The organism is Streptomyces sp. NPDC047043 (genome assembly GCF_040644055.1).
GTDB lineage: Bacteria > Actinomycetota > Actinomycetes > Streptomycetales > Streptomycetaceae > Streptomyces.
Genome location: NZ_JBEYVO010000008.1, coordinates 214454 through 238512, shown reverse-complemented (window position 1 = coordinate 238512; position 24059 = coordinate 214454). Strand labels below are relative to the sequence as shown.

The following is a 24059-nucleotide window of genomic DNA, read 5'->3' as shown; positions in this document are numbered from 1 at the left end:
CGAGGGATTTCCCCAGCTCACGGCGGGGCCGATAGGCATGCCGGGTCGTCAACCGAACGAACCCGGGAGATCCCGTATGCAGGCCCTGACCCGCCGCCACGCTCTCACCGTGGCGGCCGCCCTGACCGCGACGGCTGTTGCCCCCGTCGCGGCCGCCGCCGACCACCACCACTCGCCCGACTCCTTCGACGAGGTCTACAAAGGCCGCCGCATACAGGGCCGGCCGGCCTCCGGCGGCGGTCACCACCACGGCGGCGGCTACGCCGTGCTCGTCGACGGAGTCGAACTGCACATGATGCAGAACGCCGACGGCACATGGATCAGCGTCGTCAGCCACTACGACCCGGTGCCCACGCCGCACGCCGCCGCACGCGCCGCCGTCGACGAGCTGCAGGGCGCCGCACTCCTGCCGTTCCCCGCCAACTGACCCGTCCCGCAAGCACCTTCGGAGCACCTGCACCATGACCGTCCGCAAGAACCAGTCGGCCCTGACCGCCGACGAGAAGCGGCGCTTCGTCGCCGCCGTCCTCGAACTCAAGCGCAGCGGCCGCTACGACGCCTTCGTCACGACGCACAACGCGTTCATCCTCGGCGACACCGACAACGGCGAACGCACCGGCCACCGTTCGCCCTCCTTCCTGCCCTGGCACCGCAGATTCCTGCTGGAGTTCGAGGCCGCACTGCAGTCGGTGGACGCGTCGGTCGCGCTGCCCTACTGGGACTGGAGCACCGACCGCTCGCCGCGTTCCTCGCTGTGGGCACCCGACTTCCTCGGCGGCACGGGGCGCAGCCGCGACGGTCAGGTGACGGACGGCCCGTTCGCCGCGTCGGCCGGCAACTGGCCGATCAATGTGCGCGTCGACGGACGTACCTATCTGCGTCGCCAACTGGGCGCCGGGGTGCGGGAGTTGCCGACCCGGGCCGAGGTGGAGTCGGTACTGTCGACAGTGATATATGACATGGCACCCTGGAACAGCGCATCGGACGGCTTCCGCAACCACCTCGAGGGCTGGCGCGGCGTGAACCTGCACAACCGCGTCCACGTCTGGGTCGGCGGGCAGATGGCGACCGGAGTCTCCCCCAACGACCCGGTGTTCTGGCTGCACCACGCCCACGTCGACAAGCTCTGGGCCGAGTGGCAGCGCCGCCACCCCGGCTCCGGCTATCTACCGACCGGCGGCACGCCCGACGTGGTCGACCTCGGCGAGACGATGAAGCCGTGGAACGACGTACGGCCCTCCGACCTGCTGGACCACACCGCCCACTACACCTTCGACACCGACTGAGGGCACGACGGACGGCACCGGACGACGGCCGGGATGTGGCGGTTTGCCCCGCAGGACTCGGGTACCCGCGCCGGACGCAACCGACGTGAGAGCGAAGGAGAGGTTCACCCGTGTCGCAGGTCGAGGAATCCATCGAGGTCGGCGTCCCGGTGCACACCGCCTACAACCAGTGGACACAGTTCGAGACGTTCCCGGAGTTCATGAGCGGCGTGGACCGCATCGAACAGCGCACCGACACGCTCACACACTGGGTGACCAGTGTGAACGGGGTTCACAGGGAGTTCGACGCGGAGATCACGGAGCAGATCCCGGACGAGCGCGTCGCCTGGACGACGGTCGCCGGGGAGGCCCGGCAGGCCGGGGCGGTGACCTTCCACCGCCTCGACGACGACCACACCAAGGTCATGCTGCAGATGGACTTCCACCCGGACAGCATCACCGAGAAGGTCGGCGACAAGCTGGGGTTCGTGAAGCGGCAGACCAAGGGCGACCTGGAGCGCTTCAAGAGGTTCATCGAGCAGCGCGGCCGGGAGACCGGGGAGTGGCGCGGCGCGATCACCTGACCCGGCCGCAGCGCCCGGAGCCGCTAACCGGCCTCAGCCGTACGGCACTCCGGGTGCCCCCAGCCCTGCCCGTTCTTGGCGATGGGCTCCCCGGCGGCGTAGGAACGGCCGCACAGGCAGCGGCCGGGGAACTTCGCCTTGATGGTGCGGGCCGAGGAGGCGCCGTTCTTGCGCGCCGCGCCGGGTTTCCGGCGCGGCGCGGCCGTCTTCGGGGTGTCCGCGGAGGGCGGCGGCTCCGGTGAGCCGAGGTCGCTGCCCGCGGGCTCCTGGATCTTCGCCGCCTGGCTGGCTGCGCGGTCGGCGAAGTCGTTGAGCGGGTCGCCGTCGACCTGGTGGGCGGGCACGTAACGGAAGTCGACCGTGCGGCCGTCGAGCAGTTCGTCGATCCGGACGACGAGTTCCTGGTTGGCGACCGGCTTGCCGGCGGATGTCTTCCAGCCGTTGCGCTTCCAGCCGGGCAGCCAGGTGGTGACGGCCTTCATCGCGTACTGGGAGTCCATGCGGACCTCGAGCGGTACGCCCGGGTCGGTGGCCGCCAACAGGCGTTCCAGCGCGGTGAGTTCGGCGACGTTGTTGGTGGCCTTGCCGAGCGGTCCGGCCTCCCAGCGGGCCGGGCTCTCGGAGTCGTCGGAGACCACCCACGCCCAGCCCGCCGGTCCCGGATTACCCTTCGAGGCCCCGTCGCACGCGGCCACCACACGTTCACGCATGGGCTCGATCATGCCATGTGCGGACGGACCCCTCGCTCGGGGTCTAGGAGACGTCCTTGGTCTTCGGCAGCTCTCCTTCGGTCCTGTTGACGTCGATCACCGAGAAGCTCGCGCCCTGCGGGTCGCTCAGCGCCGCGAACCGGCCGAAGGGGCTGTCCATCGGGCCGAAGCGCAGCACGCCGCCGAGCTTGGTGGCCTTGGCGACCGCGTCGTCGCAGTCGGGGACGACGAAGTAGAGGTTGATGTACGACGGCACCTCGGGCGGGAACTCGTCGCCCATCTTCATACGGCCGAGGACCGTGGTGTCGCCGAGGTTGTACATACGGAAGTCGACGTTGTCGTCGACGATCTGCTGGGCCGTGTACGGGAAGACGGCGCGGAAGAAGGCGTCCGCCTTCTCGGGTTCACGGGTGAACACCTCGGCCCAGCCGTAGGCGCCCGGCACGGCGGTCGCCTCGAAGCCCTCGTGGGTGCCCGCCTGCCACACGCCGAACACGGCGCCGCTGGGCTCGCGGCCCAGGCACATGGTGCCGAACTCGCCCACCTGCATCGGCTCCATCAGCACTTCGCCGCCGTTCTCCCGGATCTTGGCGGCGGTGGCGGAGGCGTCCGGCGAGGCGAAGTAGAGGCACCACTGCGACTGGCCCTCCTGGCCCGGCATCGGCGGTACGACGGCGGCGACCGCCTTGCCGTCCGCGTAGGCCTGGGTGTAGTTGCCGTACTCCGACGACGCCTCGCCGAAGGTCCAGCCGAGCACGTCGCCGTAGAAGCTCTTCGCTCCCTCGACGTCGCCGAACATCGCATCGGCCCAACAGGGGGTTCCCTCTGGTTGTACGGCCATGACTGCGGCCCTCTCCCGATCGGTGGATGGTCCGTTTCCTCACGCTAGTCACACGCCCGCCGAAGCGCGCGCCGAACGTCTCGGTCCGTTTCAGACTGGATGTGAAGGGGTTCCGACGCTGCGGACGGGGTGCGGGATGACGGACGGGACGATGCGCGCGTGGTCGGTGGTGACGCCCGGGCCGGTCGAGGACAGGGGGCTGGAACTCGTCGGGAAACCGGTGCCGGTGCCCCGCGACGACGAGCTTCTCGTGCAGGTGCGCGCGTGCGGGGTGTGCCGGACCGATCTGCACGTCGCCGAGGGGGACCTGCCGGTGCACCGGGCGGGGGTGACACCCGGGCACGAGGTCGTGGGGGTGGTGGCCGGGTTCGGCACGGAGGTCGACGGGTTCACCGTCGGTGACCGGGTGGGTGTGGCGTGGCTGCGCCGGACGGACGGCACGTGCGCGTACTGCGTGCGCGGGGCCGAGAATCTGTGCCCGGCCTCGCGCTACACCGGTTGGGACGCCGATGGCGGCTACGCGGAGTACACGACCGTGCCCGCCGACTTCGCCTACCGGCTGCCGGGAGCCCTCGACGACGTGGCCATCGCGCCGCTGCTGTGCGCCGGGATCATCGGCTACCGCGCGCTGCGGCGGGCCGCGCTGCCGCCGGGCGGACGCCTCGGCCTGTACGGGTTCGGGGGCAGCGCCCACCTGTGCGCGCAGGTGGCGCTCGCCGAGGGCGCGACGGTGCACGTCCTGACCCGCGGCGAGGCAGCACGGCAGCTGGCGCTCGAACTGGGCGCGGCCTCGGCGCAGGACGCGTACGCGATGCCGCCCGAACCGCTGGACAGCGCCATCCTGTTCGCGCCGGTCGGCGATCTGGTCCCGTTCGCGCTGCGGGCCCTCGACCGGGGCGGCACGCTCTCGATCGCCGGCATCCACCTCAGCGACATCCCGCCCCTGCGCTACGAGACGGACGTCTTCTACGAGAAGCAGCTGCGCAGCGTCACCTCCAACACCCGTGCGGACGGCCGGGAGTTCCTCACCCTGGCCGCGCTGCACGGCGTGCACGCCACCACGCACACCTACCCGATGTCGCGGGCCGACGAGGCGCTGCGGGATCTCAAGGCGGGCCGCTTCGACGGGGCGGCGGTGCTGGTCAACGACCTGTAGTGCGGGGTGCGCGCGGTTCTTGTGCGCCTGTGCGCCGGAGGGGGCTGTCGGGAGCGACCGGCGTGGGAGTGCGGCGGCGGCAGTGGTCAGCCTCGCTTGCCGGGTTTGCACCACCGGGCCGTGAACCCGCCCCCTTCGCGCCGTACCGGGGCATCGCCGTGGCTGTTTGCCTTGTACATGCGGTGCGCGGCTGTCAGCCACCGCGTTGCCTCCTTCATCGACGACCACTCCACTCACCCCTGTCATCCCCAAGGAGGGAATGTGTCCGCGCCCGAAAGCGCCCCCGGACCCGCCACCGACGAACCCGTCCCCGATCCCGCCGGCGAACCGGAGCTGACCAGTCTCAGCACCCGGGCGGCACGCCAGCTCGCCACGACGACCAAGTCCGAACCGCAGATGCAGGCCATCAGCTCGCGCTGGCTGCTGCGGACCCTGCCGTGGGTCGACGTGAAGGGCGGCACCTACCGGGTCAACCGGCGTCTGCAGCTGCGGATCGGGCGCGGGCGGGTGCAGTTCGAGCAGAACGGCGCCGACGACATCAAGGTCATCCCCGAGACCCTCACCGAACTGCCGGTCCTGCGCGGCTACTCCGACACGGACGTCCTCCGGCAGGTCGCCACGCGCTTCCGGGTCCGCGAAGTACGCGCCGGGCAGGTGCTGTTCGAGGCCGGGCAGCCGGTCACGGAGGCGTACCTGGTGGTGCACGGCAAGTTCACCCGCTTCGCGGCGGGCAAGTACGGCGAGGAGGAGATCCTCGGGGTCGTCGCCGACGGCGACCAGATGGGCGACGAGGGCATCGGCCAGCCCGACCCGCTGTGGCTCAGTTCGGTGCGCGCGGAGACCGCCGGCGTGCTGCTGGTCCTGCCCTGGGACGTGGTCACGGAGTTCACCGAGCGGGTGCCGTCCCTCGCCGCGCATCTGGCGGCCTACGCCGAGCGGCAGAAGCTGCCGGTGAACCGCAAGGGCGAGGCCGACGTCCCCGTGCAGGCCGGCCATGTCGGCGAGCCGACACTGAACGGCGGCTTCGTCAACTACGACCTCGCCCCGCGCGAGTACGAGTTGTCGCTCACGCAGACCGTGCTGCGGGTCCATACCCGGGTCGCCGACCTCTACAACAACCCGATGAACCAGACCGAGCAGCAACTGCGCCTGACGATCGAGGAGATCCGCGAGCGCCAGGAGTGGGAGCTGGTCAACAACCGGGAGTTCGGGCTGCTGCACAACGTCGACTACGGCCAGCGCGTCAGCACCTTCACCGGCCCGCCGACCCCCGACGACATGGACGAACTGCTCGCCATGCGCCGCAGGACCAAGGTGTTCCTCGCCCACCCCAAGGCGATCGCGGCGTTCTTCCGGCAGTGCAACCGGCGCGGTCTGGTGCCGGGCACGGCGACCGTCGAGGGGCACGAGATTCCCGCCTGGCGCGGGGTCCCGATCTTTCCCTGCAACAAGATCCCGATCAGCCGCGACCACACCAGCAGCATCATCGCGCTGCGCACCGGGGAGTCCGACCAGGGCGTGATCGGCCTCTACCAGACCGGGATCCCGGAGGAGTACCAGCCGGGCCTGAACGTCCGGTTCATGGGCATCGACACGGCCGCGATCATTCGCTACCTGGTGACCGCCTACTACTCGCTGGCCATCCTGGTGCCGGACGCGGCCGGGATCCTGGAGAACGTCCAGATCGGCCGGACGGCCGACTGAGGGTGGAGCACGCGATGAGCACGCCCGCTTCCCCGCCTGCGCTGCCCGGACCGCCGAATCTGGCCCGCACCGTGCGCACCCGCCGCGGCGGGGCGATCCCCGGGCTCAGACACCGGTCCGTCGCCCCCGCCGACCCGGAGAAGGTGCGGGAGATCGACCACAGGCTCGAGGCCTGGGCCCGCGGCCTCGACCTGTTCCCCGAGGCCTGGTCGGGGGACTTCTCGGGCTTCCAGTTCGGCCGGGCCGTCGTACTGCAGCATCCGGCGGCGGCCGACCTGGAACGCCTCACCGTCGCCGGCAAGCTGCTGCTGGCGGAGAACCTCGTCGACAGCTGCTACTGCGAGGAGGACGAGGGCAGGGGCGGTGCCCGCCGCGGCCTCGGCGGCCGGCTGATCCTGGCCCAGTCGGCGCTCGACCCCTTCCACGGCACACCCGCGCTGCAGGAGCAGTGGGCGCACGGGGTGCAGGCCGACGGGCCGCTGCGCTCGTACCACTGGGCGCTCAAGGACTACGCCGTCCTCGCCACGCCGAGCCAGACCGACCGCTTCGTGCAGGACATCGCCCGGCTGCACCTCGGCTATCTCGCGGAGGCCGCCTGGTCCGAGATCCGCCACACGCCCCGCGTATGGGAGTACCTGGTGATGCGGCAGTTCAACAACTTCCGGCCCTGTCTGTCGATCGTCGACGCCGTGGACGGCTACGAGCTGCCCGAGGCGGTCTACGCCCGGCCGGAGATCCAGCGCATCACCGCACTGGCCTGCAACGCGACCACCATCGTCAACGACCTGTACTCCTTCACCAAGGAGCTGGCGAGCGACCCCACCCATCTCAATCTGCCGGTCGTCGTCGCGGCCAACGAGCGTTGCGGGCTCAAGGCCGCCTATCTCAAGGCCGTCGAGATCCACAACGACATCATGGCCGCGTTCGAGGACGAGTCCGCCCTGCTGGCCGCCACCTCGCCCCTCGTGGAGCGCTACGCCCGGGGCCTGTCCGACTGGGTGGCCGGCAACCACGAGTGGCACGCCACCAACACCCACCGCTACCACCTGCCCAACTACTGGTAACACCCGCACTTCTGACGTCCCGTCAGACGCACCACGAGGAGTCATCGTTGACCATCGCCCCCCACGCCGGAACCAAGGCGGCACCGGTGCCGACCCAGTCCACGTACCAGACCCGCGTCGCGGACTACTGGAACGCCGAGGAGAACCCGGTCAATCTCGAACTCGGCAGGATCGACGACCTCTACCACCATCACTACGGCGTCGGCGACGTCGACCGGTCCGTGCTCGACGAGCCCGACCCCGAGCTGCGCCGTGAGCGGATCACCACCGAACTGCACCGTCTGGAACACGCCCAGGCGGAACTCCTCACCACCCACCTCGGCCCCCTCTCCCCCACCGACCGCGTCTTCGACGCCGGCTGCGGGCGCGGCGGCGGCAGTGTCGTGGCGCATCTGCGCCACGGCTGCCACGCGGACGGTGTGACGATCTCCGCCAAGCAGGCCGAGTTCGCGAACGATCAGGCCCGCAGGCGGGGCATCGACGGCCAGGTGCGCTACCACCACCGCAACATGCTCGACACGGGATTCGCGACCGGCGCGTACGCGGCGTCGTGGAACAACGAGTCGACCATGTACGTCGAGCTGGACCTGCTGTTCGCCGAGCACTCCCGGCTGCTGCGCCGCGGCGGACGCTACGTCGTGATCACCGGCTGCTACAACGACACCTACGGGCGGGCCTCCCGCGAGGTGTCCCTCATCAACGCCCACTACATCTGCGACATCCACCCGCGCTCGGAGTACTTCCGCGCGCTGGCCCGCCACCGCCTGGTGCCGGTCCACGTCCAGGACCTCACCTCGGACACCATCCCCTACTGGGAGTTGCGCCGACAGGCCGACCATCTGGTCACGGGCATCGAGGAGACGTTCCTGACCGCGTACAAGAACGGAAGTTTCCAGTACCTGCTGATCGCGGCCGACCGGATCTGAGCGACGCCGCACCCCGCGCGGGGCCCGCGCCGGACGGCACGTTCCGGCGCGGGCCCGTGCGATGTCTCTTGCATCCCCGCATCGCACGAGCCCGTGCCGGAACTCCCCCGGGCGGCTCCCCCTTGAACCGTGGGCATTTACTGTTCTACCTTCGCCACATGGTCGGGGCATCAACGCCTGCTCACCAGCGCAACAACTGGTGGACGGCAGATGGGCCGGGTGATGCGGAATGCGTCCGCACCTCGCTCTGATCGAGGACGACCCCGACTTCGCACTGATGTGCCGTTCCTATCTGGAGCGCGCGGGCTTCACGGTCACCTGGGCCATGGACGCGCGCGCCGGCAAGGCCGCCCTGTACGAGGGCGACGTCGATCTCGCCGTGCTCGACCTGGGGCTGCCGGACGGCAGCGGTCTCGAGCTGCTGCGGGCGCTGCGGTCCACGAGCCGGCTGCCGGTCATCGTGGTCACGGGCCGCGGTGCGGAGGCGGACCGGGTGGCGGGGCTGGAGATCGGCGCGGACGACTACCTGGTCAAGCCGTTCTCGCAGCGGGAACTGGTGGCCCGTATCCACGCGGTGCTGCGCCGCTCGCAGCCGCATGACGCGCCGACCGTGCTCCGGGTCGGTGCGCTGCGCATCGACTGCGCCGCCCGCCAGGCGTCCGTCGACGGTGCGGCGCTGACGCTGCGCCCCAAGGAGTACGCGCTGCTGGAGATGCTGGCGGCCGCGCCCGGCCGGGTGTTCTCGGCGGATCAGCTGCTGGAGCGGATCTGGGGCTCGTCCTGGCAGCAGCCGGCGACCGTGGTCGAGCACGTGTACCGGCTGCGCGGCAAGCTCGCGCGCCTGGCCGGACCGGCCCCTCGGATCACCACCGTGCGCGGCTACGGCTACCGCCTCGACCCCTGAGTCACCCGCTGCGGCCACGGAGGTCCGACCATGCCCGACGCCCCCGACTTCCGGAGCCTGTTCGACGCGACGCTGTCGCCGCTGCTCATCCTCGACCCCGATTTCACGATCGTCGAGGTCAACCGCGCCTACCTGGCGGCGACCCGCACCGAGCGCGGCATCGTCGGCCACCCCATCTTCGAGATCTTCCCCGACAACCCGGACGACCCGTCGGCCGACGGCGTCGCCAATCTGCGCCGGTCGCTGGAGACGGTGGTCAGAAGCGGCCGTACGGACACCATGGCGCTGCAGCGCTACGACATCCCGACGGGCGAGGAGGGCGCCTTCGACGAGCGGTACTGGAGCCCCGTCAACGCGCCGGTGCTCGGGGACGACGGGCAGGTGCGGTACATCATCCACCGGGTCGAGGACGTCACGGAGTTCGTGCATCTGCGCAAGGTGGGGCGGGAGCAGCAGCGGGCCGTGGCGGACGCGCAGATGCGGGCCGAGGGCATGGAGATCGACCTGTTCGTGCGGGCGCGGGAGATCCGCGAGGTGAACGAGCAGCTGAACCGGGCCAATCACGAACTGGACGCAGCGGGGCAGCGGTTGCGGGAGGAGCAGCGGGCCAAGGACCGGTTCATCGCGACGCTCTCGCACGAGCTGCGCAACCCGCTCGCCGCGGCGACCGCGGCCACCGAGCTGCTGGCCCTCGACATGCCGGACGGCCATCCGGCGCTGGCGGTGCTGGAGCGGCAGTTGGGCACGCTGGCGCGGATGAGCAACGACCTGCTGGACGGGACGCGGGCGGTGACCGGACGTCTTGAACTGGTGCGCGATCCGGTCGACGTACGGTCCGTGGTGCACGGGGCGTGCGCCGACATACGAGGCCTGTTCGGGCACGAGGGCCGCACGCTGGGCGTGGTGCTGCCGACCGAGCCGGTGGTCGTGGACGGCGACCGGCTGCGGCTGGCGCAGGTCTTGACGAACCTCCTGTCCAACGCACTGAAGTACACCCGGCCGGGCGGGCACACGGAGGTGGGCCTGACGGTGGTGGACGGCCGGGCCCGGCTGACCGTGCGCGACGACGGCATCGGCTTTCAACCCGCCCAGGCCGAGGAGCTGTTCGGGGTGTTCATGCGGGCCGCCCCGGCCGGTCCGGACACGCCGGAGGGGCTGGGGCTCGGGCTCGCCGTGGCCCGTACGGTGGTGGAGCTGCACGGCGGCACGATCTGCGCGCACAGCGACGGGCCGGGCAAGGGCGCGTCCTTCACGGTGCTGCTGCCGACGGCCGACGGCGCGCGTCCGCGCCTGGCCGGGCCCCGGAAGATCCGCCCGGCGCAGAGCCACCTGTCCATCCTGATCGTCGAGGACAACGCGGACCTGGCCGCGACCTACCGCACTCTGCTGGAACGCCAGGGCCACCGGGTCACGGCGGTGCACACGGGCGAGGACGCGCTCACCGCCGTCGACGATCAGCCCTTCGACGTCGTGCTGTGCGATCTGGGGCTGCCGGACATCGACGGCTATGCGGTCGCCCGTGCGGTGCGTGCGCGGCCGGAGGGCGACCGGATCCGGCTGATCGCGGTGTCCGGGTTCAGCCAGGGCACCGACCGCGCCTTGTCGCGGGCGGCCGGCTTCGACGCCCACCTGGCCAAACCGCTGCCGCTCACGGATCTGCTGGAGCTCCTTCAGCGACTGGGCCGGGGCTGACCCGAAAGACGGTCCCTCGGCTTGAACTCACTTCTGTGTCTTCCGCCTTGGGCCCGGCTGTGCTTGCCTGGGGGGCCGTTTCGGTTGCCGGGGCTGGAGTCACCGTATGCGGAAACCGTGGTTCGTGGGGGCACTGCTGACCGGAGTGCTGCTGCTCGGCGCGTGCGGCGACCCGTCGTCCGGGCCCGAGGAGCCCCCGCCCTCGCCCGCCGTGCCCGGGGCGTCCGCCACGACGACCCACCAGCGGGCGCCCGCCTCCCCCGATGTGCCCGCGGTGGCACCCCGGGTGCTCTACCTCGGCGACTCGCTCGCGATGGAGGCCCAGAACGTGCTCGGGCAGGAGCTGCGCCGGGACCTGAGGGCGAAGTACACGAGCGCCCCGTACTCGGGCACCACCTTGTGCGACTACCTGGAGGGCACCGGGGAGAAGTCGCTCGTCCCGAATGCGGACAAGGCGGCCGCGCTGGTGCGTGCCCAACATCCGGACTATGTGGTCATGCAGTTATGGGGCAACGCGTGGGTCTACACGTGGTGCATGGACGGCATCACCTACGACGCCTCGCAGCAGAAGTACTTCACGCGCTACAAGGCCGACCTGCGCAGGATCACCGAACAGGTCGCGGCGGCGGGCGGAAGCAAACGCCCGAAGATCGTGTGGGTGCTGCAGGGTCCGGATCCGATCACCCCGGACCGGGTCCGGCACGTGAACGAGATGTACCAGCAGCAGGCCGCCGCCTCGGGCGACCTGGTCGCCGACGCGGGCGCCACGGTGAGCCCCGCCGGGGCCCGCTACACCTGGTCCCAGTACCTGCCGTGCACGGCCTACGAGCAGGCGCACCCCGACTACTGCACCCAGCCCTCCCGCGACCGCACCGCCCTCCACCTCGACAAGGACTACCTGCACTTCTGTCTGGCGCCCACGACGTCCACGCCGAAGCCGTGCCCGGTGCGCTCCCCCGGCATCCTGCGGATCGCCCGCGAGATCACTCGGGTGATCGGGGAACGAGCTCGCGCTCGATGAGCCGGTTGAGGTGCCGCCGGGCCTCCTGGGTACTCAACGGCGGTGCCTGGCGCAGCCGTTGCAGGGCGAGGCCGTCGGCGAGGGCGGCGAAGCGGACGGTGAACCCGTCGAGGTCGTCGGAGTCGAACTCGCCGTCGGCGACGCCCCGTTCGGCCAGTTCGCGGATCTGCCGGTGCCAGGCCTCGTACCGCTGTGCCTGGCCACGCGCGAAGGCCTCGTCGGTGCCCTGCTCGCCCGCGTTCCAGTAGTCGAACCACATCCGCCAGTGCCGGTCGGTGTCCTCGGTGAACAGCGCGTCGACGAGCAGCCTGAGCGCCTCGGCCCCACTGGTCGCCTGCTCGGCGGCCTCGCTGAGCTCGGCGTAGTACCGCTCGATGTGCAGCACCATCGCTTCGGAGAGGATCTCCTGCACGCTGCCGAAGTGGTACGTCACGGTCCCGACGGACACCCCGGCGGCCGCGGCCACGTCGCGCACACCGACCGACTTGTAACCGCGCTCCGCGATCAGCGGGACGGCGGCCTCGACGATCAGGCGCCGCCGCACCTCCGTGGGCTGCCGCGTCCGGTCGGCGGCGGCGACGGCACGGCGCGGGCTCTTCGCGGCCTGCTGAGGCTGCTTGGCGGCCGTCATCCCGACGTCCTCGGGGTGGTGCGGTGCCATGCGCGCTTGGCCACTGTCTCTCCGTTCGCCCGTGCTTCGATACGGCTGTCCATGATGAAGTCCGCGGCCGTGGCGCGCAGCTCCGTCCGCGTCATGATCTCAGCGTCCCAGTCGTCCCCGCGCCGCAGCCGGATGTGCCACTCGGAGACGGCCCGCGCGGACAGCGGGTCGTCGCTGCGGACGACGTACGTCTCGCGCGCGCTCTCCTCGTAGCGCAGCCCGTCCGGATACGTCCGCGATCCCCCGTAACCGGGGTTGACCTCCAGCGTCCACTCCCCCTTCGCCACGTCGTGCGTGACCAGACGCTCGGGGCGGGGGTCGGCCGGCACGTCGTACGCCACCGGCAGGGGAGGCGCCTGCTCGGGTTCCTCGAAGCGGACGGGCGCCTCGTCCCCGGCTTCGCGAACGGGCAGGAGTACGGCGCTGTCGGCCGGGACGACGTGCAGCACCCCGCGTTCGCCGTGCGGCCACACCCAGGGCCAGTACGTGTCGGAGACGGCGAGACGGATGCGGTGGCCGGGCGGGAAGGCGTAGCCGATGCCGTTGAGCTCGAACTCGACTTCCTCGTACGTCCCCGGCGACCACTCGACCGCCCGGTCGCGCCCGTGCCTGCTGAGCAGGTTGAGCACGCCCCGCGTGACGAGCGTGGACGAGCCGTCAGGCGCGACGTCGCACACGCGGGCGATGACATGGGCCCGCGGGGTGGCGCTGTCGAGGCGGAGCCGGACGCGCGGGCGGCCGAGGATCTCGACCCGCTCGGTGAGGGGCACGGAGTCGAAGCAGACCGAACGGCCGTCCTCCTCGCGCTGGTCGGGCGGCAGATCGCCCGCGTTGCCGAAGGGGAAGAAGCGCCCGGCGTCGAGACCGGTGTGCTGCGGGGAGCGTACGAGGACGGGATCACGGCTCTCGCCGAGCGCCCGCGTGTCCCAAGTGACCTTCGGGCTGGGCCATTTCGCGTCGCTCACCCACCGGCCCGGCATCTCCTCGTACGAAGGCGCGGGCGGGACCGGGTCGTTGAGCCAGGCGCGCAGCAATGGCTCGGCCATGATCCCCGTGTCGATGCCCTTCAGGTGCTGGTCCCACCAGCGCAGGGTCTCCTGGAGGAAGCCGATCGCGGGGCCGGGCGGCAGGCCGCGGTCGGGGTACTGGTGCGACCAGGGGCCGATGATGCCCCGCACCTGGTCACCGGGCAGGTGCTCGACGAGCCGCAGCACGGTGTCGCGGTAGGGGTCGTGCCAGCCGCCGACCGCGAGGACGGCCGCGTCGATCGCGGTGTGGTCCTCGCAGACGCTGCCGTGTTTCCAGTAGTCGTCGCGCTGCTGGTGCTCCAGCCAGGTGTGCAGGAAGGGTTCGAGGGCGTCGAGGCGCTCGCGCCACATGGGCAGCCAGCGGTCGGCTCCGACGTTCGCCGGGTCCGGCGGGCGGGCGGCGAAGGCGAGCATGGTGCCGGCCCAGGCGAGCATGTCGATGCCGAGGACTGCGCCGCCCGTGTAGTGGACGTCGTTGTCGTAGCGGTCGTCGGTCGAGCAGACCGTCACGATCGCCTTGAGGGGTTCGGGGGCGAGGGCGGCGATCTGGAGGGCGTTGAAGCCGCCCCAGGAGATGCCGAACATGCCGACCTTGCCGGTGCACCAGGGTTGTGCGGCAAGCCAGTTGACGACGTCGACGCCGTCCGCGAGCTCCTGGGCGTCGTACTCGTCGCCGGGCGTGCCCTCGCTGTCGCCGTGGCCACGGATGTCCACGCGCACGGAGGCGTAGCCGTGGCCCGCGTACCAGGGGTGGCGCTGGGCGTCACGCGGGGCGGTCCAGTCGCTCTTGCGGTACGGGAGGTATTCGAGCAGCGCGGGCACGGGGGTGGCCCCGGCGTCGGCGGGGCGCCAGATGCGGGCGTGCAGCCGGGTCGTGCCGTCACGGGTGGGGATCCACACGTCCTCGTGGACGACCTGGTGCTCGAACCGCTCGCGGTACTTCACGAGACTCCTTCGGTGACAGGGACGTTGACGGGCCGCCAGCGACGGACACGGTGACGGTCGCCGTGCTCGGTCCACACCTCGTCGGGTTCCGCCGCGTCCGCCCAGTCGGGGACGTCGTCCACCAACGGCCCTGCGTCGGGGTCGGGTTCGAGGGCGGCCGCCATCAACTGCCGGGTGTAGGGGTGGCCGGGAGCGGCGAAGACGGCCTCCGTCGGCCCCTCCTCGACCACGACGCCGTCCCGCAGAACGACTACGCGGTCCGCGATGCCGCGCACGACGGCCAGATCGTGGCTGATGAACAGGCAGGCCAGCTGCCGCTCCCGGCGCAGGTCGTCGAGCAGACGCAGCACGTCGGCCTGTACGGACACGTCCAGCGCGGTGGTGATCTCGTCGGCGATCAGTACGTCCGGTTCGCCCGCCAACGCCCTTGCGATGCCGATGCGTTGGCGCTGGCCGCCAGAGAGCTGGGCGGGCAGCCGGTCGGCCAGGGCGGGGTCGAGGCGTACGTCGGCGATGAGCCGTCGGGCGCGCTCGGCGGCCTCGCCGCGGCCGACCGCCGTACCGAAGAACCGCAGCGGACGCCGGACCGTGTCCCCCACCGAACGGCGCGGGTTGAGCGAGGTGTCCGCGTTCTGGAAGACGAGCTGCACCCGGCGCCGCAAGGACATCGGCCGCTGCCGGGCCGGCCGGGCCAGGTCGCCCTCCTCGTGGCTCATCGAGCCACCGGAGGGGGTGCGCAGCCCCGCCAGGGTCCAGGCCAGCGTGGACTTGCCGCTGCCCGACTCGCCCACGAGGGCGAGGACCTCACCGCGTCGCACCTCGAAGGAGACGCCGTGCACGGCACGGGAGCTGCCGTAGTCGACGGTGACGTCACTTGCGGAGACCGCGACGGGCGAGCCGTCCGGCACGAGGGCCTTCGGGCGGATCTCGCGCTCCCCCGTCTCCCCCACGAGCGCGAGACCGGAGTCGTCCAGCCGCGGCACGCTCGCCAACAGCCGCTTCGTGTACGGCTCCTGCGGCGTCGCGAACAGCTGCCGGGTGGGCGCCGACTCCACCACCCGGCCCGAGTTCAGCACGCACACCTCGTCGGCCAGATGCGCGACGACGCCGAGGTCGTGGCTCACCAGCACGACAGCCAGGCCGAGTTCGTCGCGCAGGGCGGCTATCAGGTCCAGGACACCGCGCTGGGTGACGACGTCCAGTCCGGTCGTCGGTTCGTCGAGGACCAGCACCTTGGGCCGGGCGGCGACGGCCATGGCGATGGCGACGCGCTGCTGCTGGCCGCCGGACAGCTCGTGCGGGTAACGGCGGGCCAGTTCGGCGGGGCGCGGCAGCCGGACCTGCTCGAGCAGATCGACGACGGGGATGTCGCCACCCGCCTCCTCGATCTGGCGGCCGATGCGCATGGAGGGGGTCAGCGCGTGTCCGGCGTTCTGGGCGACCATGGCGACCGTCCCGCCGCGCAGCCGCCGCAACTCCCGTGCGGGCAGGGCGAAGACGTCGCGCCCGTCCACCTGGACGGAGCCACCGGTGATCCGGGAGCCGTGCCGCAGATGCCCGAGCAGGGTCGCGGCGACGGTCGACTTGCCGCTGCCGGACTCCCCGACGAGCGCGAGGGTCCGCCCGGCGGCGACCTCGAGGGAGACGTCGTGGACGACGGGCACGTCCCGGCCGCCCGAACGGTACGCCACGGACAGGGAGTTCACGGAGACGATCGAGGTCGTGACCGATGCGGTCGCGCTCATCAGGAGCCCTCCCTGATCCGGTCGACGCCCCAGGCCTTGGACAGGCCGTCGGCCGCGAGGTTGAGCCCGACCACGAGCGTGGCCAGAGCGATGATCGGCGCGAGGCTCGCCATCGGCACGACGGTGATGGCCGTGCGGTTCTCGGCGACCATCAGCCCCCAGTCCGGAGTGGGCGGGTCGGCGCCGAAGCCGAGGAAGGACAGCGAGGAGATCAGCAGGACGACCCAGGAGGCACGCATCGCGAACTCGACGCACACGACATCGGTGATGTTCGGCAGGACCTCGCGGCGCAGGATCGCCCAGGTGCCCTCGCCGCGGGCGCGGGCGGCGGTCACGTAGTCGGCGGGTACGACGGCGAGGGCGGCACCCCGCACCACCCGGACGACCTGAGGCACGTAGACGACGGCGATCGCGAGCACGATGACCAGCGGGCCCGTGCCGAGTGCCGTGACGACGACGAGGAGCGTGAGGATCGCGGGCACGGACAGCACCGCGTCCAGCACCCGCCCCAGCACGTCGTCGAACCAGCCGCCGCGCAGGGCGGCCGCGCAGCCGATCACCGTGCCGAGGGCGACGGTCAGGACGGTGGCGGTGACGGAGACACCGAGCGCGTACCGGCCGCCGTACAGGACGCGTGCGAGGACGTCGCGGCCGTACTGGTCGGTGCCGGCCCAGTGCGACCAGCTCGGGCCGAGCAGGGCGTGCGAGGCGTCGTTGGCGATGGGGTCGTAGGAGGTGAGCAGTGGGGCCAGCAGTGCGATCACGACGTGGACGGCGACGATCGCGAGGCCCACGACGGCGGTGCGTGAGGAGCGCAGGGTGCGCAAGGCGCGGGCGGTGGCGCGTGGGGCCGGGGCGGCGACCGGGGCGGTGTCGAGCGTGGTCATCGGGTCCTCCCTCGGATGCGGAGCCTGGGGTTGAGGGCCATGGCGCCGAGGTCGGCGGCGAGGTTGCACACGACGTAGACGACGGCGCTGATCAGGGCGATGGCCTGGATGACGGGCAGGTCCCGGTTCTGCACCGAGGAGAGCATCAGCTTGCCGATGCCCGGGTAGTTGAAGACGTTCTCGACGACGGCGACCCCGCCCGCGAGCCAGGCGACATTGAGGGCGATCACGTGGAGGGTGGGCAGGAGGGCACCGGGCAGGGCGTGCCGGGTGACGATCCGCCAGGTGGACAGGCCCTTGAGGCGGGCGGTGGTGACGTACTCGCTCGCCATCACGTCGATGACGGAGGTGCGGGCCATGCGGACGATGTAGGCGGCCATCACCACGGCGAGAGCCAGGGCGGGGAGCCAGACGGCGGGCAGGAGTTGGGAGACGGTGGCGTCGGGGCCGTAGAGGACGACCGCGGGGAACCACGGCAGCGCGACCGAGAAGCACAGCACCAGGACGGTGGCCACGACGAACTCGGGAACGCTCATGCCGACGAGGCTGACGGTCGAGATGAGGTGGTCGGGCCAGCGGCCGCGGTGGAGCCCGGCGAGGATACCCAGGAGGAGCGAGCCGGTCACCGCGAACAGGACCGTGATCAGGGCGATGAGCGCGGAGTTGGCCAGGTACTGGGCGACTTCGGCGCCGACGGGCTTAGTCGAGACGAGGGAGGTGCCGAAGTCGCCGTGCAGGGCGCCCCTGATCCAGTCGAAGTACCGTTCCCAGGCGGGCCGGTCGAGTCCGAGCTTGCCGCGCAGCTCGGCGACGGCGGCCGGGGTCGCGTCCTTGCCGAGGACCTGGGTGGCGACGTCGCCGGGCAGGGCCTGGACGGCGAGGAAGACCAGCACGGAGGAGAGGAAGAGAGTGCCGAGGGCGGCCGCGATCCGGCGGGCGACGAAGGACAGCATGTTCACGCCCCCTTCAGGCCGATGCGGAGGTAGTCGAACTCGAAGCCGTGCTCGGCGTATCCGCGTACCTTGCGCGAGATGCCGACGAGCCGGTCGGCGAACATCGGGGTCATCGCCCCGCCCTTCTCGATCACCAACGCCTGTGCCTGGCCGTAGAGTTCACGGCGTTTCGTGTCGTCCGTCTCGGCGCGCGCCCGGTCGAGGACGGCGTCGAAGTTCTTGTCCGACCAGGCGGTCTCGTTGTAGGAGGAGCCGCTGCGGAAGATCTGGGTGAAGAGCTGGTCGACGGGCCGCCCGGTGAACCAGTAGGTCGCCATCAGCGGCTTCTTCATCCAGATCTGCGTGTAGTACGAGTCCGCGGACGCCGTCTTGACGCGGGCGCGGATCCCGGCGCGCTTCGCCGAGTCCTGGTACGCGAGCGCCATCGGCGTGAAGAGCGGGTCGTAGGAGGAGGTGTACAGGTCGACGGCGAGTCCCTCGTGGCCCGCCTTCTTCAGCAGGAAGCGGGCCTGTTCCGGATCGTGCTTCGGGTGTGCGGAGATGTGTGCCGGGTCGGTCGGGGGCACCGGGTTGTCCCAGCCCGCCGTGCCCGCTCCCTGCAGTGCCACCTGCACGACGTGCTCGGGGTCGTAGGCGAGCTTCATCGCCTGACGGACGCGGACGTCGGTGAAGGGCTTCTCGGTGGTGAGCATCGGCAGCACGTACCACTGGGCGTTCTTGACGCGGGCGATGGTGGCGTGGTCGGAGGCGGCGACGACGCGGGCGGTGGCGAAGTCGAGGTTCGTCTGGGACAGCAGGTCAACCTGCCCGGCCAGCAGGGCATTTGAGCGGGCGGACATGTCGGCGACCGAGTAGAAGGCGATCGCGTCGAGGACTGGGCGGCCGGCCCAGTGGTCGGCGTAGGCGGTGATGCGGCCGGGACCTGCGGGTGCGAACGACTCCAGCTTGAAGGGGCCGGTGCCGATGCCCGTGCGGCCGATCGACGTCGCGCTGCCGTCGGGGACGACGTAGCAGTTGTAGTGCGTCAGCAGGCTCGGGAACTCGGCGTTCGGGGTTTTCAGCGGGACGACGAGGGTGTGGGCGTCGGGGGTGCGCAGCTTGTCCGGGTCCACCAGCGGGGCGAGTACGGCGGCCTGCGGGGACGCCGTCGCCTTGTCGAGGATGTGACGCAGCGTGTAGGCGGCGTCGGCGGAGGTGAAGGCGCGCCCGTCGTGGAAGGTGACGCCCTTGCGGAGCCGGAAGGTCCAGGTGCGCGCCTTGCCGTCCGCCTCCCAGGACTCGGCGAGGTCGGGCGCGAGCTCACCGTCGGAGCCGATGCGGACGAGCCGGTTGTAGAGCGCGCCCAGGTATTCGTACGCCGACAGGGCGCTCGCCGGGTCGAGGGTCTCGGCGTCGGAGGCGGGCGGCCGGGCGATCCGCAGGGTGCCGCCGCGGTCGGGGGCGCCCCGCACGGCGGCGGCCGGCACGACGGGGGCTGCCGTGGCGCCCGTACAGCCGGACAGCAGCCAGGACGCACCGAGCGAGGCCACGGAGGCGGCGCCCGCGGCGAGCACCGACCGGCGACCCGGATGGTGGATGTCGGACATGGACCGACCGTCCCTCCCGCTATTCGTTCAGCGGAACGATTGAGTGAAGTGCGTGAACGATAACGAGACGACGGTTTCCCGCCAACCCTTCGGGCGCGGAAATTTACGTCGGAAACGCAGCGGTTACCTGCGGCGGTCGGTCGGCTGCCGCGTTCAGCAGGTGACCTCGCGGGCCCACGGCAGCAGCAGTCGCTCCAGCAGGACGACGAGGTGGAAGAGCAGCACGCTCATGACGCTGAGCAGGGCCATCGCGGCGAAGGCGAGGGGCGTGTCGGCGTTGGTGCCGGAGGCCACGATGACGTAGCCGAGGTCCTGGTCGCCGCCCGCGAACTCGCCGACGACGGCGCCGACGACGGCCAGGGTGACGCCGAGCCGCAGTCCGGTGAAGACCTGGGGCAGCGCCCAGGGGATGCGCAGTTTGCGGTAGGTCTGCCAGCGGGTCGCGGTGAGCGAGCGGGCGAGTTCGGTCAGTTCCAGGGGCACCGAGGTCAGCCCGGCCATTGTCGTCACCACGACGGGGAACCAGGCGAGCAGGGCCACCATGAACACCTTCGGGGCGGTGCCGTAGCCCAGCCAGACCACGAGGAGCGGCGCGACCGCGATCTTGGGGACCGCGTTGACGGCGACCAGGAGCGGCATGACCGCGCGTTCGACGGTGCGGGAGGCGGTGAGCAGCACCGCGGTGGCGAGACCGGCGGCCACGGCGAGCCCGAAGCCGATCGCCGTCTCGGCGAACGTCTGCCAGGTCTGGCGGAGCAGGTAGCCGGGCAGCCGGTCGAAGGCGTCGACGACGTCGGGCGGCGCGGGCAGCAGGAACGGCCTGATGTCGAAGGCGACCGTCACCAGCCACCACCCGGCCAGGGCGCACCCGGCCGCCAGGACCGGAGGTCCCGCCGACAGGACGCGTCTCACGCCGGAGGCCTGCGGCCGATGGTCGAGTACGTGAAGTGGCTGCGCACAATGAGGCGCGGGTCGTCGACCAGCCGTACCAGGGCGTCGAGTTGGGCCTCGGTCATGCCCGCGGTCAGGAAGTCCTCCCGGGCCTGGGCGAGGTTCGCGCCGATCAGCAGGGCGCCGGCCGTGCCGCCGGGCCAGGACCGGGCGTGCATCGCGGTGTCGACGTCGGTCAGGCCGGCCTCGAGCATGGCGGCGGGTGCCCGGGAGGCCCAGGTGGGGTCGTTGCCGTGGGCGGGCAGGACGCGTTCGACGAGCAGGGTGTGGTAGAGGTCGACCAGTTCGGCGGCCTCCGGGGTGGGTGCCGCCAGCACCATCTTGCGGAAGGTGGTCTCGAAGTCCTCCACCACCAGTGCGCCGCCGGGTGCGAGGACAGCGGCGAGCCTGCGCAGGACGGCCTCGCGGCCGGGCAGGTGCAGCAGCACCAGCCGGGCGTGGATGACGTCCCACGGACCGTCGGGCACCGGTTCCGTCTCCAGGTCGTGCTGCAGCACCTCGTAGGGCGCATCGGTCGGCAGATGGCGGGTGTTGATGTCGGTGGCCAGCACGCGTCCCGTCGGTCCCGCCGCGCGGGCGAGCCAGGCGGCGATGCTGCCGCCCCCGGCTCCGACCTCGAGGCAGCGTCGGCCGGTCAGGTCACCCAGGGACGTCAGCCGCGAGACGGTGAACTCGTCAAGGACCACCGGGAGTTGGCTGTGCCGGTCGACGGCTGCCGGGTCGTCGTTGTCGAAGGCGTAGGTGAGCGGGGTTTCCATGGGCGTCAACTCGCCTTCATGGCGGCGAAGTCGACGACATCCTTCGGCCTCATGCCCGGCTCGATGAGACCGGCTTTCTGCAGGTCGGCGATGGCCCGCCGCATCCGCACCTCGGTGATCATCCCGATGTTCGCCCTGCCCTGCGCCGTCACGGACGGTGTCATCAACTCGATCTCCTGGGTCGCGGCGGCGGCGTCGGTCGCGGGCTGCTGGGCATGCAGCAGATTTCCGGCCTTCAGGTTGGCCTTGAGCGAGGCGTAGGAGTCACAGGTCTTCTTGATCACGTGCTGCGCGGCCTGCGCCCCCAGGCTCCACCGTGCCTTCACCTCGTCGTAGGCGAGGCGGCGCAGCGGAAAGTTGTTCTTCACGCCCTGTTCGAAGGCGACCTGACTGACCCAATTCGCCGCCTCGTTGCAGGCGGCCAGGGTTGCTTCAAGTGCCGCCGCCTGTACGGGCGTCGGCAGCAGCTTCACCTGCACCACCAGCTTCACATCCGCGACGCTATCCGGCGATCCCGGCCCCCGCATTCGAACAGGGCAATCACCCCTGCCCAGTTACCGAGCCGTCCCGGCCCGCCGCGCCGCCCGCCCGAGGATGCGCGCCTCCTCCCGGGCGTGAACGCCCGGGGTTCGTAAGAACATACTGAGGGGCGCGGTCGACGACTTCCGGGTGCACGGCAAGGCACTGAGCGCCGCAGAGGTGGCAGCGCTGGCTCAGGCCCCCTCGGCGTAGCAGAAGAACGGCCGGTCCGCCCCCTCCCCCGTGGAGGGCGGACCGGCCGTCGCTCAGAGGCCGGCCGTCACTCGCCCGCGTAGGCCTTCTCCAGGGCGGCGATGTCGAACTTGCTCATCGCCATGAACGCCTTGGTCGTGCGGGACGCCTTCTCCGGGTCCGCATCACTGATCATGTCGATGAGCTTGTCGGGGATGACCTGCCAGGACACGCCGTACTTGTCCTTGAGCCAGCCACAGGGGCCGGGCTCGCCGCCGCCCTCGGTCAGTTTGGTCCAGTAGTAGTCGATCTCCTCCTGGTCGGCGCAGAAGATCTGGAAGGAGATCGACTCGTTGAACTTGAACTGCGGGCCGCCGTTCAACGCGACGAACTTCTGGCCGTTGGCCGTGAACTCGACGGCCAACACCGAGCCGGCGGGGCCCGCTCCTCCCTCGACGTTGCGGCCGACGCGTCCGATGCTGGAGTTCTTGAAGATCGACACGTAGTAGTGGGCGGCCTCCTCCGCCTGGCCGTCGAGCCAGAGACACGTGGTGAATCCGTCGGTGGTCATGAGCACCTCCTGGGGGCGTGGAACGCGGTCACCTGTGTCGACTGATCCTCGCGCCGGAACTCATCGGCCGGGCGGCCGATTAATCCAGATGGCCGCTACACGGTTCGGAACTAGCATCGCGGTCATGACGACTCCGTCCGCCGACAGCGGCCTACGTCCCTTCCGCATCGACATCCCGCAGCGCGACCTCGACGACCTCCACGACCGCCTCGACCGCACCCGCTGGCCCGACGAGCTGCCCGGGGTGGGCTGGGCGTACGGCGTGCCCACGGACTACCTGCGCGAGCTGGTCGGGTACTGGCGGCACGCATACGACTGGCGGGCAGCCGAGGCGCGGCTGAACGAGTGGCCGCAGTTCACGACCGAGATCGACGGCGCGCGGGTGCACTTCGCGCACATCCGCTCCCCCGAGCCCGACGCCACCGCGCTGATCGTCACGCACGGCTGGCCGGGGTCGATCGCCGAATTCCTGGACGTCATCGGCCCGTTGACGGATCCGGCCGCGCACGGCGGCGACCCCGCCGACGCCTTCCACGTGGTGGTGCCGAGCATTCCGGGCTTCGGGTTCTCCGGACCCACCCGGGAGACCGGCTGGGAGGCGCGCCGGATCGCCGACGCATGGGTCGAGCTCATGACGCGCCTGGGCTACGAGCGGTTCGGCGCCCAGGGCGGCGACTGGGGCGCGGCCATCTCCCGCGAGCTGGGCCGCGTCCACCCCGACCGGGTCGTCGGCATCCACCTCAACCTGCTGCCCGGCGCCCAGGCGGCCACCGAGCCGACCCCCGGGGAACTGGAGAGGCTGAGCCCCGAGGAGCGGGAGCGGACGCTGACGTCGTGGCGCCGGTGGGCCGCGTGGTTCCGCGACGGGACGGGCTACTTCCATGTGCAGTCCACCCGCCCGCAGACCGTCTCGTACGCGCTCACGGACTCGCCGGTCGGCCAACTCGCCTGGATCGTCGAGAAGTTCCAGGAGTGGACGGACTCCGAGGAGCTGCCCGAGGAGGCCGTCGACCGGGACCTGATGCTCACCAACGTGATGCTGTACTGGCTGACGGGCACGGCGGGCTCGTCGGCCCGCGTCTACTACGAGCGTGCCCATGCCTCGGGCGAGCGCATCGCCGCCCCGCACGAGCCCTCGACCGCCCCGACCGCGGTGGCCTCCTTCCCCGGCGACCCGCAGATCCCGCTGCGCCACAAGGCGGAGCGCACGGAGAACATCGTGCGCTGGACGGAGCTCGACCGGGGCGGGCACTTCGCCGCGATGGAGGAGCCCGACCTGCTGGTGGAGGACGTACGGGCGTTCTTCCGGCAGCTGCGCGAGAAGGGCTGAGACGGGGCTCTGCCCATGGCGAATCTGCCGCGGGCAGAGAAAGTGCTGACGGGCGTCGTCCGAGGT

General features: G+C 71.2%; 23 protein-coding genes. 11 read left to right on the top strand and 12 right to left on the bottom strand.

The features are described from left to right. The first annotated feature begins 76 nt into the window (after nucleotides 1-76). From ABZ880_RS14935 to ABZ880_RS14925, 3 genes are all read left to right on the top strand, one after another. The gene (locus ABZ880_RS14935; protein ID WP_361261568.1) at nucleotides 77-427 is read left to right on the top strand and encodes a tyrosinase cofactor; all 351 of its coding nucleotides are present in this window, start codon (nucleotides 77-79) and stop codon (nucleotides 425-427) included. Between the two features lie 34 nt (nucleotides 428-461). After that, nucleotides 462-1286: a tyrosinase family protein gene (locus ABZ880_RS14930; RefSeq protein WP_361261565.1), complete on the top strand. Its 825-nt coding sequence runs from the start codon at nucleotides 462-464 to the stop codon at nucleotides 1284-1286. A gap of 110 nt (nucleotides 1287-1396) precedes the next feature. After that, entirely contained in the window at nucleotides 1397-1849 is a 453-nt protein-coding gene (locus ABZ880_RS14925) for an SRPBCC family protein (RefSeq protein WP_361261563.1), read from the top strand. Between the two features lie 23 nt (nucleotides 1850-1872). Here ABZ880_RS14925 and ABZ880_RS14920 read toward each other — a convergent pair whose 3' ends face one another. Next, nucleotides 1873-2571, bottom strand: a complete 699-nt coding sequence (locus ABZ880_RS14920; protein ID WP_361261560.1) for a ribonuclease H — start codon at nucleotides 2569-2571, stop codon at nucleotides 1873-1875. A gap of 31 nt (nucleotides 2572-2602) precedes the next feature. Further along, entirely contained in the window at nucleotides 2603-3400 is a 798-nt protein-coding gene (locus ABZ880_RS14915) for a VOC family protein (protein ID WP_361261557.1), read from the bottom strand. A 151-nt stretch (nucleotides 3401-3551) separates the two neighbouring features. Between ABZ880_RS14915 and ABZ880_RS14910 the strand changes: the two genes are divergently transcribed. The 7 genes from ABZ880_RS14910 (at nucleotide 3552) to ABZ880_RS14880 (ending at nucleotide 11867) form a co-directional block, all read left to right on the top strand. After that, entirely contained in the window at nucleotides 3552-4556 is a 1005-nt protein-coding gene (locus ABZ880_RS14910) for a zinc-binding alcohol dehydrogenase family protein (RefSeq protein WP_361261842.1), read from the top strand. 261 nt (nucleotides 4557-4817) lie between these two features. Next, complete coding sequence (locus ABZ880_RS14905; RefSeq protein ID WP_361261554.1) at nucleotides 4818-6260, top strand: family 2B encapsulin nanocompartment shell protein; 1443 nt, start codon at nucleotides 4818-4820, stop codon at nucleotides 6258-6260. Between the two features lie 14 nt (nucleotides 6261-6274). Continuing rightward, nucleotides 6275-7324 carry a family 2 encapsulin nanocompartment cargo protein terpene cyclase gene (locus ABZ880_RS14900; protein WP_361261552.1) on the top strand — a complete coding sequence of 350 codons (1050 nt, stop codon included), beginning with the start codon at nucleotides 6275-6277 and terminating at the stop codon, nucleotides 7322-7324. 47 nt (nucleotides 7325-7371) lie between these two features. Further along, nucleotides 7372-8250: a geranyl diphosphate 2-C-methyltransferase gene (locus ABZ880_RS14895; protein WP_361261549.1), complete on the top strand. Its 879-nt coding sequence runs from the start codon at nucleotides 7372-7374 to the stop codon at nucleotides 8248-8250. Nucleotides 8251-8479: 229 nt separating this feature from the next. Next, entirely contained in the window at nucleotides 8480-9154 is a 675-nt protein-coding gene (locus ABZ880_RS14890) for a response regulator transcription factor (protein ID WP_361261546.1), read from the top strand. Nucleotides 9155-9184: 30 nt separating this feature from the next. Then, nucleotides 9185-10846: an ATP-binding protein gene (locus ABZ880_RS14885; protein WP_361261543.1), complete on the top strand. Its 1662-nt coding sequence runs from the start codon at nucleotides 9185-9187 to the stop codon at nucleotides 10844-10846. A 106-nt stretch (nucleotides 10847-10952) separates the two neighbouring features. After that, on the top strand, nucleotides 10953-11867 hold the full coding sequence (locus ABZ880_RS14880; RefSeq protein WP_361261540.1) for an SGNH/GDSL hydrolase family protein: 915 nt from the start codon (nucleotides 10953-10955) through the stop codon (nucleotides 11865-11867). Here ABZ880_RS14880 and ABZ880_RS14875 read toward each other — a convergent pair. From ABZ880_RS14875 to ABZ880_RS14830, 10 genes are all read right to left on the bottom strand, one after another. Then, complete coding sequence (locus ABZ880_RS14875) at nucleotides 11830-12498, bottom strand: TetR/AcrR family transcriptional regulator (RefSeq protein ID WP_361261537.1); 669 nt, start codon at nucleotides 12496-12498, stop codon at nucleotides 11830-11832. The genes ABZ880_RS14880 and ABZ880_RS14875 overlap by 38 nt on opposite strands. Then, the gene (locus ABZ880_RS14870; RefSeq protein ID WP_361261534.1) at nucleotides 12495-14501 is read right to left on the bottom strand and encodes a CocE/NonD family hydrolase; all 2007 of its coding nucleotides are present in this window, start codon (nucleotides 14499-14501) and stop codon (nucleotides 12495-12497) included. The genes ABZ880_RS14875 and ABZ880_RS14870 overlap by 4 nt, the downstream gene beginning before the upstream one ends. Continuing rightward, nucleotides 14498-16246: an ABC transporter ATP-binding protein gene (locus tag ABZ880_RS14865; RefSeq protein ID WP_361261531.1), complete on the bottom strand. Its 1749-nt coding sequence runs from the start codon at nucleotides 16244-16246 to the stop codon at nucleotides 14498-14500. The genes ABZ880_RS14870 and ABZ880_RS14865 overlap by 4 nt, the downstream gene beginning before the upstream one ends. Beyond that, a complete protein-coding gene (locus ABZ880_RS14860; RefSeq protein ID WP_361261528.1) occupies nucleotides 16246-17133 on the bottom strand; it encodes an ABC transporter permease in 888 nt (295 codons plus the stop codon). The genes ABZ880_RS14865 and ABZ880_RS14860 overlap by 1 nt, the downstream gene beginning before the upstream one ends. Next, a complete protein-coding gene (locus ABZ880_RS14855; RefSeq protein ID WP_361261839.1) occupies nucleotides 17130-18086 on the bottom strand; it encodes an ABC transporter permease in 957 nt (318 codons plus the stop codon). The genes ABZ880_RS14860 and ABZ880_RS14855 overlap by 4 nt, the downstream gene beginning before the upstream one ends. Nucleotides 18087-18088: 2 nt before the next feature. Further along, entirely contained in the window at nucleotides 18089-19672 is a 1584-nt protein-coding gene (locus ABZ880_RS14850; RefSeq protein ID WP_361261525.1) for an ABC transporter substrate-binding protein, read from the bottom strand. Nucleotides 19673-19825: 153 nt separating this feature from the next. After that, the gene (locus tag ABZ880_RS14845) at nucleotides 19826-20584 is read right to left on the bottom strand and encodes an ABC transporter permease (protein WP_361261522.1); all 759 of its coding nucleotides are present in this window, start codon (nucleotides 20582-20584) and stop codon (nucleotides 19826-19828) included. Further along, nucleotides 20581-21381, bottom strand: a complete 801-nt coding sequence (locus ABZ880_RS14840; protein WP_361261519.1) for a methyltransferase domain-containing protein — start codon at nucleotides 21379-21381, stop codon at nucleotides 20581-20583. The genes ABZ880_RS14845 and ABZ880_RS14840 overlap by 4 nt, the downstream gene beginning before the upstream one ends. A 5-nt stretch (nucleotides 21382-21386) precedes the next feature. Further along, nucleotides 21387-21872: a hypothetical protein gene (locus tag ABZ880_RS14835; RefSeq protein ID WP_361261516.1), complete on the bottom strand. Its 486-nt coding sequence runs from the start codon at nucleotides 21870-21872 to the stop codon at nucleotides 21387-21389. Nucleotides 21873-22180: 308 nt separating this feature from the next. Further along, the gene (locus ABZ880_RS14830; RefSeq protein ID WP_361261514.1) at nucleotides 22181-22663 is read right to left on the bottom strand and encodes a VOC family protein; all 483 of its coding nucleotides are present in this window, start codon (nucleotides 22661-22663) and stop codon (nucleotides 22181-22183) included. A 124-nt stretch (nucleotides 22664-22787) separates the two neighbouring features. Between ABZ880_RS14830 and ABZ880_RS14825 the strand changes: the two genes are divergently transcribed. Continuing rightward, nucleotides 22788-23993, top strand: coding sequence for an epoxide hydrolase family protein (locus tag ABZ880_RS14825; protein ID WP_361261511.1), 1206 nt, complete (start codon nucleotides 22788-22790; stop codon nucleotides 23991-23993). Nucleotides 23994-24059 lie beyond the last annotated feature (66 nt).